The organism is Brucella gallinifaecis, from assembly GCF_006476605.1.
In the GTDB taxonomy this organism is placed as follows: Bacteria; Pseudomonadota; Alphaproteobacteria; order Rhizobiales; family Rhizobiaceae; genus Brucella; species Brucella gallinifaecis.
In genome coordinates this window covers 14,244-28,135 of the sequence record NZ_ML636807.1, presented here as the reverse complement: position 1 = coordinate 28,135, position 13,892 = coordinate 14,244, and the positions used below count along the sequence as shown (strand labels likewise).

Below are 13,892 nucleotides of genomic sequence, written 5' to 3'. Positions count from 1 at the left end.
CTCTCCCACGAAAAAATATAGCATATGTTTTTAAATTTCTCAAATAATTGTTTTTAATTTTGCTTTAAAGCGCGTTTCACTCCGATCGGATCATGCTCTACGGTCAGGACCCTAAGAAAGCCAGTTTTATTTATGCTCCGTAAAATTGCGGATACGATTGCGAATGATACGGCTCAGATTGCGCGTACGTTGATAAAGGTGAATTTGTGATGCCGCCTGACGTACCTGTTTATCTGCTCCGGGATAAAGTCCGATTACGAGGGTTTCGATGGTTTCGCGTTCTTTAAACAGCCTTGACATCACTGGATGATCCGGCACTGCACAGGAATCCGTTCGGGTAATATTGGTGTCCTCAAGGTGGTTCTTGACGACCTCGACCATCAGCAGAGCGCCGGGTGAATAAGCCTTTAGTACCTCATCATAGGCAGTTTTCCATGTCCATGCTTCGCCGGAAACTGTGAAAACAATCAGGATAGCAATGATGCGGTTATCAAGTTCAAGAGTATGAATGCGCACACAGTCGCGTTCGGCAAGATTGTTGATCGCTTCGCGTGCAAAGGCGGCACGGAAGCGGTCAACTGCCATGGCCGTGCCGCGGCGACCCTTCCAGCCGCTTGCTTCCAGTGTCAGAAAATATTCGAACACAAAACGAACTTCATCGGGCGTGCGGGCAATGCGGTGTTTTAGTTCACCCTTTTCAGAAAGGCGACGCCACAGGCGGTTATATTCGCGACGATGATGTGACCCGATGGCTTGTTTGAGATAGGTTTCCGGGTCCAGTTTGCTTTCAAGAAATGGCCGTTCTTTTTGCTCGATGGAAACAATAGGGAGTTGCCTGCTGAGTGCGACCGAGCGAAACAGTTTTGCCGCCGGGCCGTTGGCCCGCATTTCCGGAAGCACCAGCACTTCAGGCATTTTGATGTGATCGCGGGCGAGAATATCGAACAGGTCTTCAATAACGCCAACGGGGTCATCATGATCTATGAGCGGGGTGCCCTGCGGCCCAAAAGGTGTAGCCCATGCACGAATGACGGGGGATGAGAGGGGCAGGCCGGGACGTTCAATCGTGTAAGGCATGACGAAGCGCAGGCGGCTGCGAAGTTCGTTTTCATCACGCATCACCATGAAGCGCACTTCACGATCTTCAAGGCGTGGCATTGCAGGCGCAAGGAAGCGTGCATTAAAGAAGATGTTGGGTTCAATCGTCCGATTGCTTAAGTGGTCAAGCTCGTCGCGCAGTTCAAAACCGGCAGCGGCACCATAGATGGCGAGTTTGCGCGGAATATCACGGCTGGTGAGGCTTTCCTCCAGTCTTTTGGCGGTATCTGTCTGCGCAACATTTTCGGAGAGCTGTGAAATGATGCGGGCAGTATGTCCTCCTGCCGATTCTTCAAGCAAAGGTTTCGCGGCCATTATGCAATCTCCCGGGAAGTTTTGCTGAAAACGTCTGATGGGGCGTTGTGACGAACCCGAATGAACATGGATGAGAATGCTGCTTTCATCAGTCCAGAAGAAGGAAAGATGAACTGTAATGCGTGTCGTGTATTTGTGTGTGGGGTTGTTCCCGGCAATGCCGCATTAACCCGCTCTGTTACAGAAGCCGGTTTGGTTGCGAAACTGCCGGGAACAATCCGGTTCGCTGCTTTTGCTGAACAAAAACGCACGCGTTACATACCCTGTCTGATGCGGTCTTTATCAAGAAACCGCTATTTCTATGATCTTCTTATGGATCTTCATTTATGTGCATCCGGTTTGGCCGACATGCACTGGCTGATCCTTAGATGTGAGTTCTTTAAAAAGGTAAAAAGAAATGGCTTCTTCTGTTAAAGTGAGCCCAAATTCAAAGTAATGGTAATTAGTTTCTAAATATATGAGCTTTCACTCACATACAATAATGTGGAAGTTTTGCGCCGCACTACAGCGCGTTGCCATTTATCTTGTTCAAAAAACACACGTGCCCCAAAAAGCGGGAACCGGTTTTGGGTGATATGCGAGAAATAAAAACCCGGCGATTGCGCCGGGTTTTATATAATGTCTGATTGTCTTCAGCGCTTAGTCGAATGCGCCGTGGCAATGTTTGTATTTTTTGCCGGAACCGCAGGGGCAGGATTCGTTGCGGCTCACCTTGCCCCATGTTCTTGGGTCCGTGGCATCGCGCTCTGAAGCTGGAATGATGCGCTCATCATGCTGATGTTCAGCCCATGCATTCTCGTCAAAGTCGTTTTCGCCAGTGGTTTTGTCGATGTGGACACCAGTCATTGGAGGAAGCTCTGGTTCAGGGGGAGCTTCACGAACGATTTCAACACGCATGAGCTGCGTAATGACCACTTCGCGCAGGTTTGCAAGCAGCGCCTGGAACAGCTCAAAGCCTTCCGTCTTATATTCGTTGAGTGGATCACGCTGAGCATAGCCACGGAAACCAACAACCGAACGAAGATGGTCGAGATTGACCAGATGTTCGCGCCACAGGTTATCGAGTGACTGCATGATCACCGACTTTTCGATATAAGTCATGATCTGCGGCCCAAAGCGTTCTGCCTTTTCAGCCGCAGCCTTATCGGCGGCTTCCTTGATACGCGCTTCAAACTCTTCTTCTGCGATGCCTTCTTCCTTGGCCCATTCATCGATTGGCAATACAAGGTTAAGCTTGGTGAGAACGTCGTCCTTGAGGGCGGCAATTTCCCATTTTTCAGCATAGGCATCTTTTGGAATACGAAGCGCAACCATATCCTCGATCACTTCGTGACGCATTTCGCTCACGATATCGGTCAGGTCTTCTTCATCCATGATTTCAAGGCGCTGCTCGAAGATCACCTTACGCTGATCATTCATCACATCGTCATATTTAAGCAGGTTTTTACGGATTTCGAAGTTGCGTGCTTCAACCTTGGTCTGCGCCTTTTCAAGCGCCTTGTTGATCCATGGATGGACGATGGCTTCGTCTTCCTTGAGGCCCAGCTTCTGCAACATGCCGTCCATGCGGTCAGAGCCGAAGATGCGCATCAGATCATCCTGAAGGGACAGGAAGAATTTCGAACGCCCCGGATCGCCCTGACGGCCGGAACGACCACGCAGCTGGTTATCGATACGGCGGCTTTCGTGACGCTCGGTGGCGAGAACGTAAAGACCGCCGGCAGCGAGAGCCTTTTCTTTCAGCTTCGCAATATCAGCCTTGATCGCGGCGATTTTTGCATCACGTTCAGCACCTTCCGGCACATCCGAAAGTTCTTCCTGAATGCGCATTTCAAGATTGCCGCCGAGCTGAATATCCGTACCGCGACCGGCCATGTTGGTGGCGATGGTTACAGCACCCGGAACACCGGCCTGAGCGATGATAAAGGCTTCCTGTTCGTGATAACGGGCATTGAGAACCTGAAAATCCTTGATGCCTTCTTTACGAAGACGCTCTGCCAGCATTTCCGATTTTTCAATCGATGTTGTGCCGACGAGAACAGGCTGCCCCTTTTCATGCGAAGCACGAATATCGCGTACAATAGCTTTGTATTTTTCTTCAACCGTACGATAGACTTCATCGTCTTCATCAATACGCTTGACGGGCAGATTGGTCGGAATCTCAAGAACTTCCAGACCGTAAATATTGCCGAATTCTTCCGCTTCGGTAGCAGCCGTGCCGGTCATGCCGGAAAGCTTGGTATACATGCGGAAATAGTTCTGGAAGGTGATCGAAGCCAGGGTCTGGTTTTCAGGCTGGATTGTCACTTGTTCCTTGGCTTCGAGCGCCTGATGCAGACCTTCCGAAAAACGGCGGCCCGGCATCATGCGTCCGGTGAATTCGTCGATGATAACAATTTCATCGTTGCGGACGATATAGTCCTTGTCGCGCTGGAACAGCTTATGCGCACGAAGGGCATTGTTGAGGTGGTGAACGACCGAGACATTTTCGATGTCGTATAGGCTTTCACCCTTGAGGTGTCCGGCAGCTTCCAGAAGCTGCTCAACTTTTTCGGTGCCGATTTCAGTGAAAATCGCGGTTTTCTGCTTCTCATCAATTTCATAATCTTCAGGCTCAAGGGCCGGAATGAAAGTGTCAATGAGGTTGTAGAAGTCCGAGCGATCTTCGAGAGGGCCGGAAATGATCAGCGGTGTGCGGGCTTCGTCAATGAGGATCGAGTCCACTTCATCGACGATGGCATAGTTGTGACCGCGCTGAACCATCTGACCGCGCTCATATTTCATATTATCGCGCAGATAATCGAAGCCAAGCTCGTTATTGGTGGCATAGGTAATGTCGCAGGCATAGGCAGCCTGACGCTCATCATCATCAAGACCATGCTTGATCACGCCCACACTTAGCCCAAGGAAGTTATAAAGCTTGCCCATGGTTTCGGCGTCGCGGGTGGCAAGGTAATCATTGACCGTCACCACATGCACGCCCTTGCCTTCAAGCGCATTGAGGTAGACAGGCAAGGTCGCCATCAGCGTCTTGCCTTCACCGGTGCGCATTTCAGCGATGCCGCGCTCATGCAGCACCATGCCGCCGATCAGCTGCACGTCAAAGGGACGCATGCCAAGCACGCGCCTGGCCGCTTCACGCGCGGTTGCAAAAGCATCCGGGAGCAATGCGTCGAGTTTTGCACCACCAGCAAGCGCAGCGCGGAATTCCGCGGTTTTAGCTTGAAGCTGTTCGTCAGTAAGGGCTTCGTAATTCTTCTCAAGCGCAGTAATCTGTTCCGCACGAGCACGCAGCGATTTCACGCGGCGGTCGTTGGATGAACCGAATATCTTGCGGGCGAGGCCGCCAAAGCTGACCATTCCTGGTCCTTTCCTGTCCGTTCAGCCGGAAGCGCTTCCGGCGTCATAGCACTTTTCGAATTCACTGAAATTTCCGTGAAGTTTTCGAAAGGCGCTAACACTTTATTTATTGCATTTTCGAACACAAAACCGCTTCGCACTTTTGCCGAGAATGCTTTGTCGAATGCTTTATTCACGCGTATTGATACAAATGCAAGAAAACTACGCTGTAAAAGCTGCCCGTTACGGCGCATTTTTAACGCAATTCCCCGGTCGCTTACTGGACGTCAAGCTGAAGGACAGATAAGAGGGGCTTGAAGCGATGTCAACGCTGTACAAAAGGTCGGAACTGTTGTCTTTTCTAATGGACAATAGTGGGTCCGGGCCAAATTCTGCCGCATTCATGGGGCCGGTAGGCGGTCTCGAAGGAGAGAATCCCATATGAAAGCCATTCTCAAAGCCCCTTATCGCAAGGCATTTGCCATTCTTGCAACTTCGGTTGCGCTTGCTGGTTTCAGCAGTTCGGCTGTCTTTGCGCAGGATGCAGCCAAGCCTGCTGAAGCAGCCGCATCAGCCGCTGCGTCCGAAGATCCGGCGAAGGTTCTTGCGACTGTTGACGGCAAGGATATTACGGTTGGTGAAGTCGATCAGGCCGCAGGCGACCTTGATCCGCAATTTGCACGCCTTCCTGCCGAACAGCGCCGTCTGGCCGCTCTTGCCGCGCTCATTGATATCAAGGCAATGGCCGGTGCTGCAACCAAAGAAAAGCTCGATCAGACCGACGATTTCAAGAGCCGTATGGAATTTTTGCGTGAACGCGCTCTGCATAATGAATATTTCAAGGATCAGGTTGTCGACAAGATTTCCGATGCTGATGTCCGTGCGCGTTATGACAAGGAAATTGCAGCCATTCCTCCACAGACGGAAGTGCGTGCGCGTCATATTCTTGTGAAGACCAAGGAAGAAGCGCAAGCCATTATCAAGAAGCTTGAAGGCGGCGCCAAGTTTGAAGATCTTGCCAAGGAAAGCTCGACCGATGGCACTGCTGCCAATGGTGGTGATCTTGGTTATTTTGGCGAAGGTCAGATGGTTCCTGAGTTTGAAAAGGCCGCTTTTGCGCTGAAGCCGGGTGAATATACCAAGGAACCGGTTCAGACACAGTTTGGTTTCCATGTCATCCAGCTGGAAGATCGCCGCACCAAGCAGCCGCCGGCATTTGATCAGGTCTCTGATCAGATTCGCTCGATCATCATGCGTGAGCGTTATGTCGAGGCAGTCAAGAAGCTGCGCGATGGGCTCAAGATCGACTATAAGGATCCTGCCGTCGATAAGGCGATGAAGGAAGCAGCTGCTGCGCAAGAAGCGGCTGAAAATGGCGATGCACCAGCCGCAGCACAGCCGCAACAGTAGATTTTCAATTTAAAAAACGCCCCGGATTTCCGGGGCGTTTTTTTGTCCGGATTTTACTTATAGCTTGATTTTATGCAGCAAACCTTTCCAATGCTGCAGAATCAAATCGCATCTCCTCAGAGGCAATCATGTCTGCGTCCATATCTCCGCTTGCTCCAAAACATTATCCATCCATGCCGGTTATTCATGGCGTGCGCATTGCAACCGCTGCCGCCGGTATCAAGTATAAAGGCCGCACCGATGTTATGCTGATGGTGTTCGACAAGCCTGCTGAAGCGGCTGGGGTTTTCACCCGTTCGCTGTGCCCTTCTGCACCGGTGGATTTGTGCCGGCAGAATCTTGTGCATGGTAAAGCGCGTGCTGTCGTGGTCAATTCGGGCAATGCCAATGCCTTTACCGGCGCCAAGGGGCGCGAAGCTACAGAAGCAACGGCCAAAGCTGCGGCAAAGGCCATAGGTTGCAAGACGACTGACGTGTTTCTTGCCTCTACCGGAGTGATTGGCGAGCCGCTTGATGCATCCAGGTTTTCCGGGCTTCTCGATGATATGGCACTCTCTGCCAGCGGCGATTGCTGGACGGAAGCGGCCGAAGCGATCATGACCACCGATACCTATCCGAAAGTGGCGACCGAAACGGTGCTGCTTGGTCAGGTTCCGGTGACGATCAATGGTATTGCGAAAGGTGCAGGCATGATTGCGCCGGATATGGCGACCATGCTTTCTTTCGTCGTCACCGATGCGCCGATCAGGGCTGATGTGTTGCAAAGCCTGCTTTCCAAAGGTGTTGGTTCGACTTTTAATGCTGTGAGCGTTGATAGTGATACATCGACATCTGACACGCTGATGTTGTTTGCAACGGGATCGGCCGCAGAGCGCGGTGCTCCTGAAATTACAGAGGTTTCCGATAAACGCCTTGGCGAATTCAAGAAGGCGCTGGGCCGTGTTCTCAAATCGCTTGCGCTTCAGGTCGTGCGTGACGGTGAAGGGGCGCGCAAGATGGTTGAAGTGCAGGTGACAGGTGCAAAATCTGCTGCTTCCGCTAAAAAAATTGCATTTTCAATTGCCAATTCTCCACTGGTTAAAACTGCTGTTGCTGGCGAAGATGCAAACTGGGGCCGTGTTGTCATGGCGGTGGGCAAAGCGGGTGAACCGGCTGAGCGTGATTTGCTGGCTATCTGGTTTGGCGATATTCGCGTTGCATATCAGGGCGAACGTGATCCGGCTTATTCGGAAGAGGAGACTTCGGCCTATATGAAGGGCGAAGATATTGTGATCCATGTTGATCTGGGCATAGGCAAGGGCAAGGCAACTGTCTGGACTTGCGATCTGACCAAGGAATATGTGGCGATTAACGGCGATTACAGAAGCTGAGTTGTTTCGGATTCTTGTGGCCTGCAAATATCGATCTTCTGCGCTCCGGTTCTCGAAGATCACTATTTTCGGCGCACAACTCCACCGAAACTCACATGCGGCAGAATTTTGAGAGAGTGTGAATATGTCAAATCTTGCTATCGTGCGCCAGCTGGAAGCCGTCGGTTTTCGCGCATGGCCTGCCACATCCGTGCATTACAGCGGAACGTGGGCGATACGCATGACGGCGGCGCATCCTTCCAAGCGTCTGAATTCCGTAAACCCACTTGATCCGGGTGATACGCGCGATATTCCGGCGCGTATCGAGCAGGTTTCACAGCGTTTTCGCGCCTATGGCCGTGTGCCATGTTTCAGGCTTTCGCCATTGGCGCCCGTTGAACTTGAAGATTATCTCGAAGGGCTTGGCTGGAAGCGTGAGGATGAAACCATTGTCATGACTGCCAGTCTTGACGCGCTTGATCTGTCGGGCGAGCGCGAGCAGGTATCGCTGGAAGATATTGGCCGGTTTGTTGAAGCATCCTTGGTCATTCATGATCGTCCGCCAGAACTTCGTCCCGGTTTTTCGGAACTGCTGGATGGTATTCGTCCCAATAAGGGGATGTTTCTCCTCGAAGAAAACGGACGCGCAGTTTCCAATGTACTTTGCGTGCAGGATGGCGTTATGGCCGGTCTTTTTGATGTGGGCACATTGCCCGATGCACGTGGCAAAGGGCATGGGCGCTCCATAATCGGCTCGACATTGAAATGGGCGAAAGCGCTGGGTGCAAAAACAGCCTGGCTTCAGATCGAGGCTGACAATGTTGCCGGGCTGGCGCTTTACAAGCATTTTGGTTTTCAGGAAGCCTATCGCTATGCCTATCGGGAAAGTAATGAGAAATGACTGACATGAAATCCCGCCCTATTATTTTGGTTGCTGCCTGTGCGCTGGTTGATGCTGATGGGCGTGTGCTGTTGGCACAACGCCCTGAAGGCAAGGCGCTTGCGGGCCTATGGGAGTTTCCCGGTGGCAAGGTTGAGAGCGGTGAGACACCTGAGGAAACGCTGATCCGCGAATTGCAGGAAGAGATTGGCGTGACGACTAAGGTCGACTGTCTGGCTCCGTTAACTTTTGCCAGTTACAGCTATGATAATTTTCATTTGCTCATGCCGCTTTATGTCTGTCGCCGCTTTGAAGGTGTGGCGCAGGGGCTGGAAGGGCAGGCATTAAAATGGGTGCGCCCGAAGGATATGCGTGATTATCCTATGCCGCCTGCTGACGAGCCGCTGATCCCGTTTTTGATTGATCTGCTGTGAATTGTGGAAACATACAAAATTGTACCCAAATCCCTGATCGTTAACCTTTTGTGTTAATCGATGATTCACTCCACTGCGGCATTCTGAGGACAAGTATCCCGGAGTTGGCCTCATGAGCTTTGATAATAATTATTTCAGTGCAGATCATAACGAATATACACCGGGTCCATTCTCGAAAGCAGGGCGTGGTATTCTGCGTGTTGTGCTGCTTTTTGGGTCTGCTGCTGTTGCCCTTGCACTGATTATCGTGCCGATTTTAAATGATCAGGCAAACAGGCTTGCGGCACAATCTGTTCTGCCAGCCGGCATTGACCGCACGATGACCGGATCGATCAAGCGCAGTGCACATAAAGAGCGCAAGGCACCCGTCAGGCCCATTTGTGTCATTGAAGTAGATGGTGTGCGCACAGGTGATTGTTAGGGTCAGGACCCATTAATTTGACGGGAATGGTGTGAGGCCATCCGTTCGGATTTGATAAGGAAAGGCGAAGGAAATGTGGTTCATTTTCAAGACTTTCCGACGAAGTAGACCGGGCGGATGGGCCACATCCTTCGGACATCGAAATGACGTGACGATCTGCTGCGTCGAGCCGCTCAACCGGGGGGAACACCCCGGTCCTCACGTCTCTCCTTGCATATCTTGTCATTTCAGATGCCATTCTCATCAAATTAATGGGTCCTGACCCTAGGGTTTGGTGATTGCCAAGTCTTCTTGTGTCTTCACAATTTTGCTTAAAACACTTTACTCCACATTCTTCAGTGCATCAGCCAATGAAGCTTTGGCAGAGCCGGGCTTCAGTGGTTTTTGTTGTGATTCGTGCGGTGCCCAGCCAGATACCCAGATTGTCGAGAAGGTGGCGCGGATACGTCCATCCGGGTCACTGAAGCGCTCTGCATAGATTTCTGCGGCTCGTAAAAAAAGCTTTTTTGAAACCGGCTTGCGGGACCGGTCGTGCAAGACATTCTGCATTCCCATAGCGCGCAGATCGGCCATTAAGTTGAAAATACTGTCATAACGCACCGTCACATTATCAACATCTGTTACGGGAAGTGCAAAACCTGCGCGTTGCAACAGGCCGCCGACATCACGAACATCGGCAAAGGGAAAGATGCGTGGGCTGGCGCCTCCTGTCAGTTCGATTTCAGCCTGCAAAAGGCTTTCCCGCAGCTCGCCCAGAGTTCCATTGCCACTCAATGCTGCCAGAAACAGGCCATCAGGTTTCAAGGCGCGGGCAATCTGTATCATGGCGCCTGGCGTATCATTGGTTGAATGTAATGCCAGAAGTGAAACGATCAGATCAGCACTTTGCGGTTTGAGCGGCAGCGCCTCATCATCGGCCACGATTGCCGGAAAGGGACCATTGAGAAATGCTCCATCACGTTCAATGCGCACAATCATATCCGCCTTGCCAGAACGCGCGATTGCCTTTGCTGCAACACCATTATGCCCTGCGAGATCAATGGCGAGAGGAAAATGGCGGGTAATGGCTTCCAGTCTGTCTTCAAGGTCTTCTGCGGCTCTTTGCAAAATGAAGTCTGCGCCTGACATTGCGCGTTTGAATGCACGGCGGCGAAACATCAGCTGAAGGTCACGATCAAAAATCGCATTTTCAGATGATTGAGCAGGTGAAGCAGCGGCCATTGCGATTGCATCTTCTCTTTTGGACAGGTGTCAGTAATATGGATAGAAGTGTAAATGCATTCGAACGGGGGCGAATGCAATGGTTGATGACCAGAGGTCGCATCAAAGCCTGTTGTTCAGGTTTAAAGCGCAGGTGTTTGGTGCCATGCGCATGGGCTTGCGCTATTCATCTGATATTTTGTATCCAGCGAGCTGCATTGGTTGCCGCATTCAGGTTTCAGAACCCGGAACATTATGCCCACAATGCTGGTCGCAATTGCGCTTTATCGAAAAGCCTTATTGCCCGGTTCTTGGCATTCCGTTTAATTATGATTTTGGCCATGACTTTGGTGAAAATTTCATGAGCGCGGAAGCGATTGCAGATCCGCCACCTTTTCGACGATTGCGCTCTGCCGTGTTGCATCGGGGGGCGGCACAGCGCATGGCGGTTGCGCTCAAATTTCATGATCGCACGGATCTGGCGCCGTGGATGGCACGCTGGATGCAGCGCAGCGGGAGTGAATTGCTTGATGAATGCGAGGTTATTGTGCCGGTACCTCTGCATAAGTGGCGTTTCTGGTCGCGTCGGTTTAACCAGTCGGCAGAACTGGCACGCAGGCTTGCGCAAATAAGCGGCAAGGCTTTCGAGCCACAGGCGCTTAAGCGTATTCGCCGTACTGACCAGCAAATCGGGCTTGGTCTCAAAGAGCGCAAACGCAATGTCGATGGCGCCTTTCGTGTACCCAAAGAGCAGGAAATTCATGTGCGCGGACGGCGTGTGCTGCTGATTGACGATGTTTATACGACAGGATCAACGGTAAAGGCCGTGACTTGTGCACTGTTGCGTGGTGGTGCAAAAAGTGTTGATGTCCTGACCTTCAGCCGGGTTCTCCCTGATAGCTGAAAATGGTTTTGTGAATAGGTGAGGGGCTTCCAGATTGTTGTTTTGCCACTTATATAGTGGACAACGAATGGAGTTTTACATGACTGATATTACCATTTACACCCGTCCCGGTTGCCCTTATTGCTCGCGGGCAGTGGCCCTGCTCAAGAGCAAGGGCGTTGAGTTCAATGAAATCAATGCAGGTGCAACACCTGAATTGCGTGCAGAAATGCAAGAGCGTTCCGGCCGTAATACTTTCCCGCAGATTTTTGTCGGCTCCATTCATGTCGGCGGCTGCGATGATCTCGTTGCGCTTGACAATGCCGGCAAGCTTGACGGTCTGCTTGCGACGGGTGAGTTGAACTAAGATTTTCATGGGGAAGACGTTTATGAGCACTTTTCGCGCTGCTGCCGTCCAAATGCGCTCGGGTACTGATGTGGCTCGCAATGTTGAGGCGCTGGAACAGTTTGTTGCTGATGCTGCGGCAAAGGGTGCTCATTATGTGCAGACCCCCGAGATGACAGGCGCATTGGTGCGTGATCGTGCAGCGCTTTTTGCAAGCCTGCGTGATGAAAATGAAGATCTGGTCTTCAGGGCGGCATCTGTCCTTGCAAAGAAGCATGGTATTTATTTGCATATAGGTTCGACGGCGATTGCAGTCGGCGATGGCAAGATTGCCAATCGTGGCGGTATTTTTGCGCCATCGGGTGAGAAGATTGCGATCTATGACAAGGTGCATATGTTTGATGTCGATCTCGACAATGGCGAAAGCTGGCGCGAATCGGCAACCTATGAGCCGGGCAGGGAAACGGTGATCGCTGAATTGCCTTTTGCCAAGGTTGGTATGGCGGTTTGCTATGATATTCGTTTCCCGCAATTGTTCCGGGCACAGGCGCTGGCAGGAGCCAATGTAATCACTGGACCAGCCGCTTTCACCCGTCAGACAGGCGAAGCCCACTGGCATGTCTTGCAGCGTGCGCGTGCGATTGAAAATGGTGCATTCCTGATTTCGGCGGCACAGGGTGGTGTGCATGAGGATGGTCGCGAGACTTATGGTCATTCGCTGATTGTTTCGCCATGGGGCAAGATATTGGCAGAAGCGGCCCATGATGAGCCGGGTATCATCATTGCCGATATTGATGTGAGTGAAAGCGTGGCTGTTCGCGCCAAGGTGCCTAACCTCAAGAATGCACGCGATTTTTCTGTGAAGCTCGTGCAAGAGAAAAAGGACGTTTAATCCATGATCCGCTTTTCGCTTCATTGCGATCACGGCCATGAATTCGAAGGCTGGTTTCGCGACAATGCCGATTTTGATCGGCAGGCGGAACATAAACTTGTTGCTTGCCCTGTCTGTGATTCGCAGGAAATCCAGAAGTCATTAATGGCGCCTGCTGTCTCTACCAGCCGTTCGAAAGAGCAGGTCGCCATTGCCATGGATCAGGCGCAGAAGCAGGTGCTTGAGCAAATGCGCGAACTGAGCCGAAAAATTCGTGAGAATGCGGATTATGTCGGTGATCAGTTTGCCGAAGAGGCCCGTAAGATACATTTCGGTGAGACTGAAGCACGCGGCATTTACGGCGAGGCTTCAAAGGAAGATGTTCATTCTCTCATCGAAGATGGTATTGATCTGATGCCGTTGCCAGTCTTTCCTGAAGATAAAAACTGACATTCAGGGATTTTTGATTGTTTTTCGATCAGGCGGGGCGCTCTGCGAGAACCATGTAATTGACATCGGTATCGCGAGAGCGGCTCCAGCTGTCAGCCAGGGGATTGTAGGTCACGCCAAGCTTGTCGATAAGGGTGAGGCCTGCTTTTGAAAAGGCTGCTTCCAGCTCTTCCGGGCGCACCAGCTTTTCATATTGATGGGTGCCGCGTGGCAGCCAGCGCAGTACATATTCCGCCCCAATGATTGCAAGACCATAGGCTTTCAGGGTGCGGTTGATGGTGGCGACAAACATCAGGCCGCCCGGTTTTACCATTTCGCTGGTCGCAGACATGAAAAGATCGACATCGGAAACATGTTCGACCACTTCCATATTGAGCACGACATCAAATTTTTCACCGGCTTCAGCCAGAGCTTCGGCAGTGGTTGCACGATAATCCACTTCGACACCGCTTTGCGCGGCGTGGATTTTTGCAACTTCAATATTGGTTTCGGATGCGTCTGCGCCAATCACTGTTGCACCAAGCCGTGACATGGGTTCGCATAACAGGCCGCCGCCGCAGCCAATATCGAGAAAACGCAGGCTTTCAAATGGACGGGGGCTGTTCGGGTCGCGATTGAATTTTTCGCAGACCTTTTCCTTGATATAGGCAAGGCGTGTCGGGTTGAACTTGTGCAACGGACGGAACTTGCCCTGTGGATCCCACCATTGGGCAGCGATGCGCGAAAAATGCTCTATTTCGGAAGCATCAATGGTGGTGCGGGCAGTTTCGGTCATGTCATTCTCCTGCGCAAGCGGCGTGCAATCCTGCTCTCAAGGTAGCGCTTTAATGTCAAGGATCAAATCAAAATCCTCTACCCTGTGCGCTGATTATTGTTTCACGCGAATCATGCTCTTG

The 13,892-nt window shown here is 51.6% G+C and carries 15 protein-coding genes; 10 read left to right on the top strand and 5 right to left on the bottom strand.

Going from position 1 to position 13,892, the window contains the following annotated elements; translation table 11 throughout:
* Nucleotides 1-126: 126 nt before the first annotated feature.
* Nucleotides 127-1,413, bottom strand: a complete 1,287-nt coding sequence (bspF, locus tag FHY56_RS12150; protein WP_140905467.1) for a type IV secretion system effector crotonyl transferase BspF — start codon at nucleotides 1,411-1,413, stop codon at nucleotides 127-129.
* Between the two features lie 60 nt (nucleotides 1,414-1,473).
* On the opposite strand from bspF, the gene FHY56_RS12145 reads away from it, so the two are divergent.
* Nucleotides 1,474-1,827: a hypothetical protein gene (locus FHY56_RS12145; RefSeq protein WP_140905465.1), complete on the top strand. Its 354-nt coding sequence runs from the start codon at nucleotides 1,474-1,476 to the stop codon at nucleotides 1,825-1,827.
* Nucleotides 1,828-2,052: 225 nt separating this feature from the next.
* Here the strand turns inward: FHY56_RS12145 and secA are convergent, their stop codons facing one another.
* Entirely contained in the window at nucleotides 2,053-4,773 is a 2,721-nt protein-coding gene (gene secA, locus FHY56_RS12140; protein WP_140905464.1) for a preprotein translocase subunit SecA, read from the bottom strand.
* The gene (locus tag FHY56_RS17815; protein ID WP_158447760.1) at nucleotides 4,713-5,006 is read right to left on the bottom strand and encodes a hypothetical protein; all 294 of its coding nucleotides are present in this window, start codon (nucleotides 5,004-5,006) and stop codon (nucleotides 4,713-4,715) included. Before FHY56_RS17815 ends, secA begins: the two co-directional genes overlap by 61 nt.
* 187 nt (nucleotides 5,007-5,193) lie before the next feature.
* Between FHY56_RS17815 and FHY56_RS12125 the strand changes: the two genes are divergently transcribed.
* The 5 genes from FHY56_RS12125 to FHY56_RS12105 all read left to right on the top strand — a co-directional run bounded on the left by FHY56_RS12125 (nucleotide 5,194) and on the right by FHY56_RS12105 (nucleotide 9,246).
* Entirely contained in the window at nucleotides 5,194-6,162 is a 969-nt protein-coding gene (locus FHY56_RS12125; protein ID WP_140905461.1) for a peptidylprolyl isomerase, read from the top strand.
* A gap of 128 nt (nucleotides 6,163-6,290) precedes the next feature.
* The gene (argJ, locus tag FHY56_RS12120) at nucleotides 6,291-7,532 is read left to right on the top strand and encodes a bifunctional glutamate N-acetyltransferase/amino-acid acetyltransferase ArgJ (protein WP_140905459.1); all 1,242 of its coding nucleotides are present in this window, start codon (nucleotides 6,291-6,293) and stop codon (nucleotides 7,530-7,532) included.
* A gap of 124 nt (nucleotides 7,533-7,656) precedes the next feature.
* Complete coding sequence (locus FHY56_RS12115) at nucleotides 7,657-8,412, top strand: GNAT family N-acetyltransferase (protein ID WP_140905458.1); 756 nt, start codon at nucleotides 7,657-7,659, stop codon at nucleotides 8,410-8,412.
* Nucleotides 8,409-8,825 (top strand): (deoxy)nucleoside triphosphate pyrophosphohydrolase, encoded by a 417-nt coding sequence (locus FHY56_RS12110; protein ID WP_168927605.1) that lies wholly within the window; start codon nucleotides 8,409-8,411, stop codon nucleotides 8,823-8,825. Before FHY56_RS12115 ends, FHY56_RS12110 begins: the two co-directional genes overlap by 4 nt.
* Nucleotides 8,826-8,937: 112 nt before the next feature.
* On the top strand, nucleotides 8,938-9,246 hold the full coding sequence (locus FHY56_RS12105; protein ID WP_140905455.1) for a hypothetical protein: 309 nt from the start codon (nucleotides 8,938-8,940) through the stop codon (nucleotides 9,244-9,246).
* 321 nt (nucleotides 9,247-9,567) lie between these two features.
* On the opposite strand, the gene FHY56_RS12100 is transcribed toward FHY56_RS12105, so the two are convergent.
* Entirely contained in the window at nucleotides 9,568-10,467 is a 900-nt protein-coding gene (locus tag FHY56_RS12100) for a methyltransferase domain-containing protein (protein ID WP_140905453.1), read from the bottom strand.
* Nucleotides 10,468-10,546: 79 nt separating this feature from the next.
* On the opposite strand from FHY56_RS12100, the gene FHY56_RS12095 reads away from it, so the two are divergent.
* The 4 genes from FHY56_RS12095 (at nucleotide 10,547) to FHY56_RS12080 (ending at nucleotide 12,996) form a co-directional block, all read left to right on the top strand.
* Nucleotides 10,547-11,350 carry a ComF family protein gene (locus FHY56_RS12095; protein ID WP_140905451.1) on the top strand — a complete coding sequence of 268 codons (804 nt, stop codon included), beginning with the start codon at nucleotides 10,547-10,549 and terminating at the stop codon, nucleotides 11,348-11,350.
* A 79-nt stretch (nucleotides 11,351-11,429) separates the two neighbouring features.
* Nucleotides 11,430-11,696: a glutaredoxin 3 gene (gene grxC / locus FHY56_RS12090; protein ID WP_140905450.1), complete on the top strand. Its 267-nt coding sequence runs from the start codon at nucleotides 11,430-11,432 to the stop codon at nucleotides 11,694-11,696.
* Between the two features lie 22 nt (nucleotides 11,697-11,718).
* Nucleotides 11,719-12,567: a carbon-nitrogen hydrolase family protein gene (locus FHY56_RS12085; protein ID WP_140905448.1), complete on the top strand. Its 849-nt coding sequence runs from the start codon at nucleotides 11,719-11,721 to the stop codon at nucleotides 12,565-12,567.
* A gap of 3 nt (nucleotides 12,568-12,570) precedes the next feature.
* Nucleotides 12,571-12,996 (top strand): DUF1178 family protein, encoded by a 426-nt coding sequence (locus FHY56_RS12080; protein ID WP_140905446.1) that lies wholly within the window; start codon nucleotides 12,571-12,573, stop codon nucleotides 12,994-12,996.
* Nucleotides 12,997-13,024: 28 nt separating this feature from the next.
* On the opposite strand, the gene ubiG is transcribed toward FHY56_RS12080, so the two are convergent.
* Nucleotides 13,025-13,771, bottom strand: a complete 747-nt coding sequence (ubiG, locus tag FHY56_RS12075; RefSeq protein ID WP_140905444.1) for a bifunctional 2-polyprenyl-6-hydroxyphenol methylase/3-demethylubiquinol 3-O-methyltransferase UbiG — start codon at nucleotides 13,769-13,771, stop codon at nucleotides 13,025-13,027.
* Between the last annotated feature and the right edge of the window lie 121 nt (nucleotides 13,772-13,892).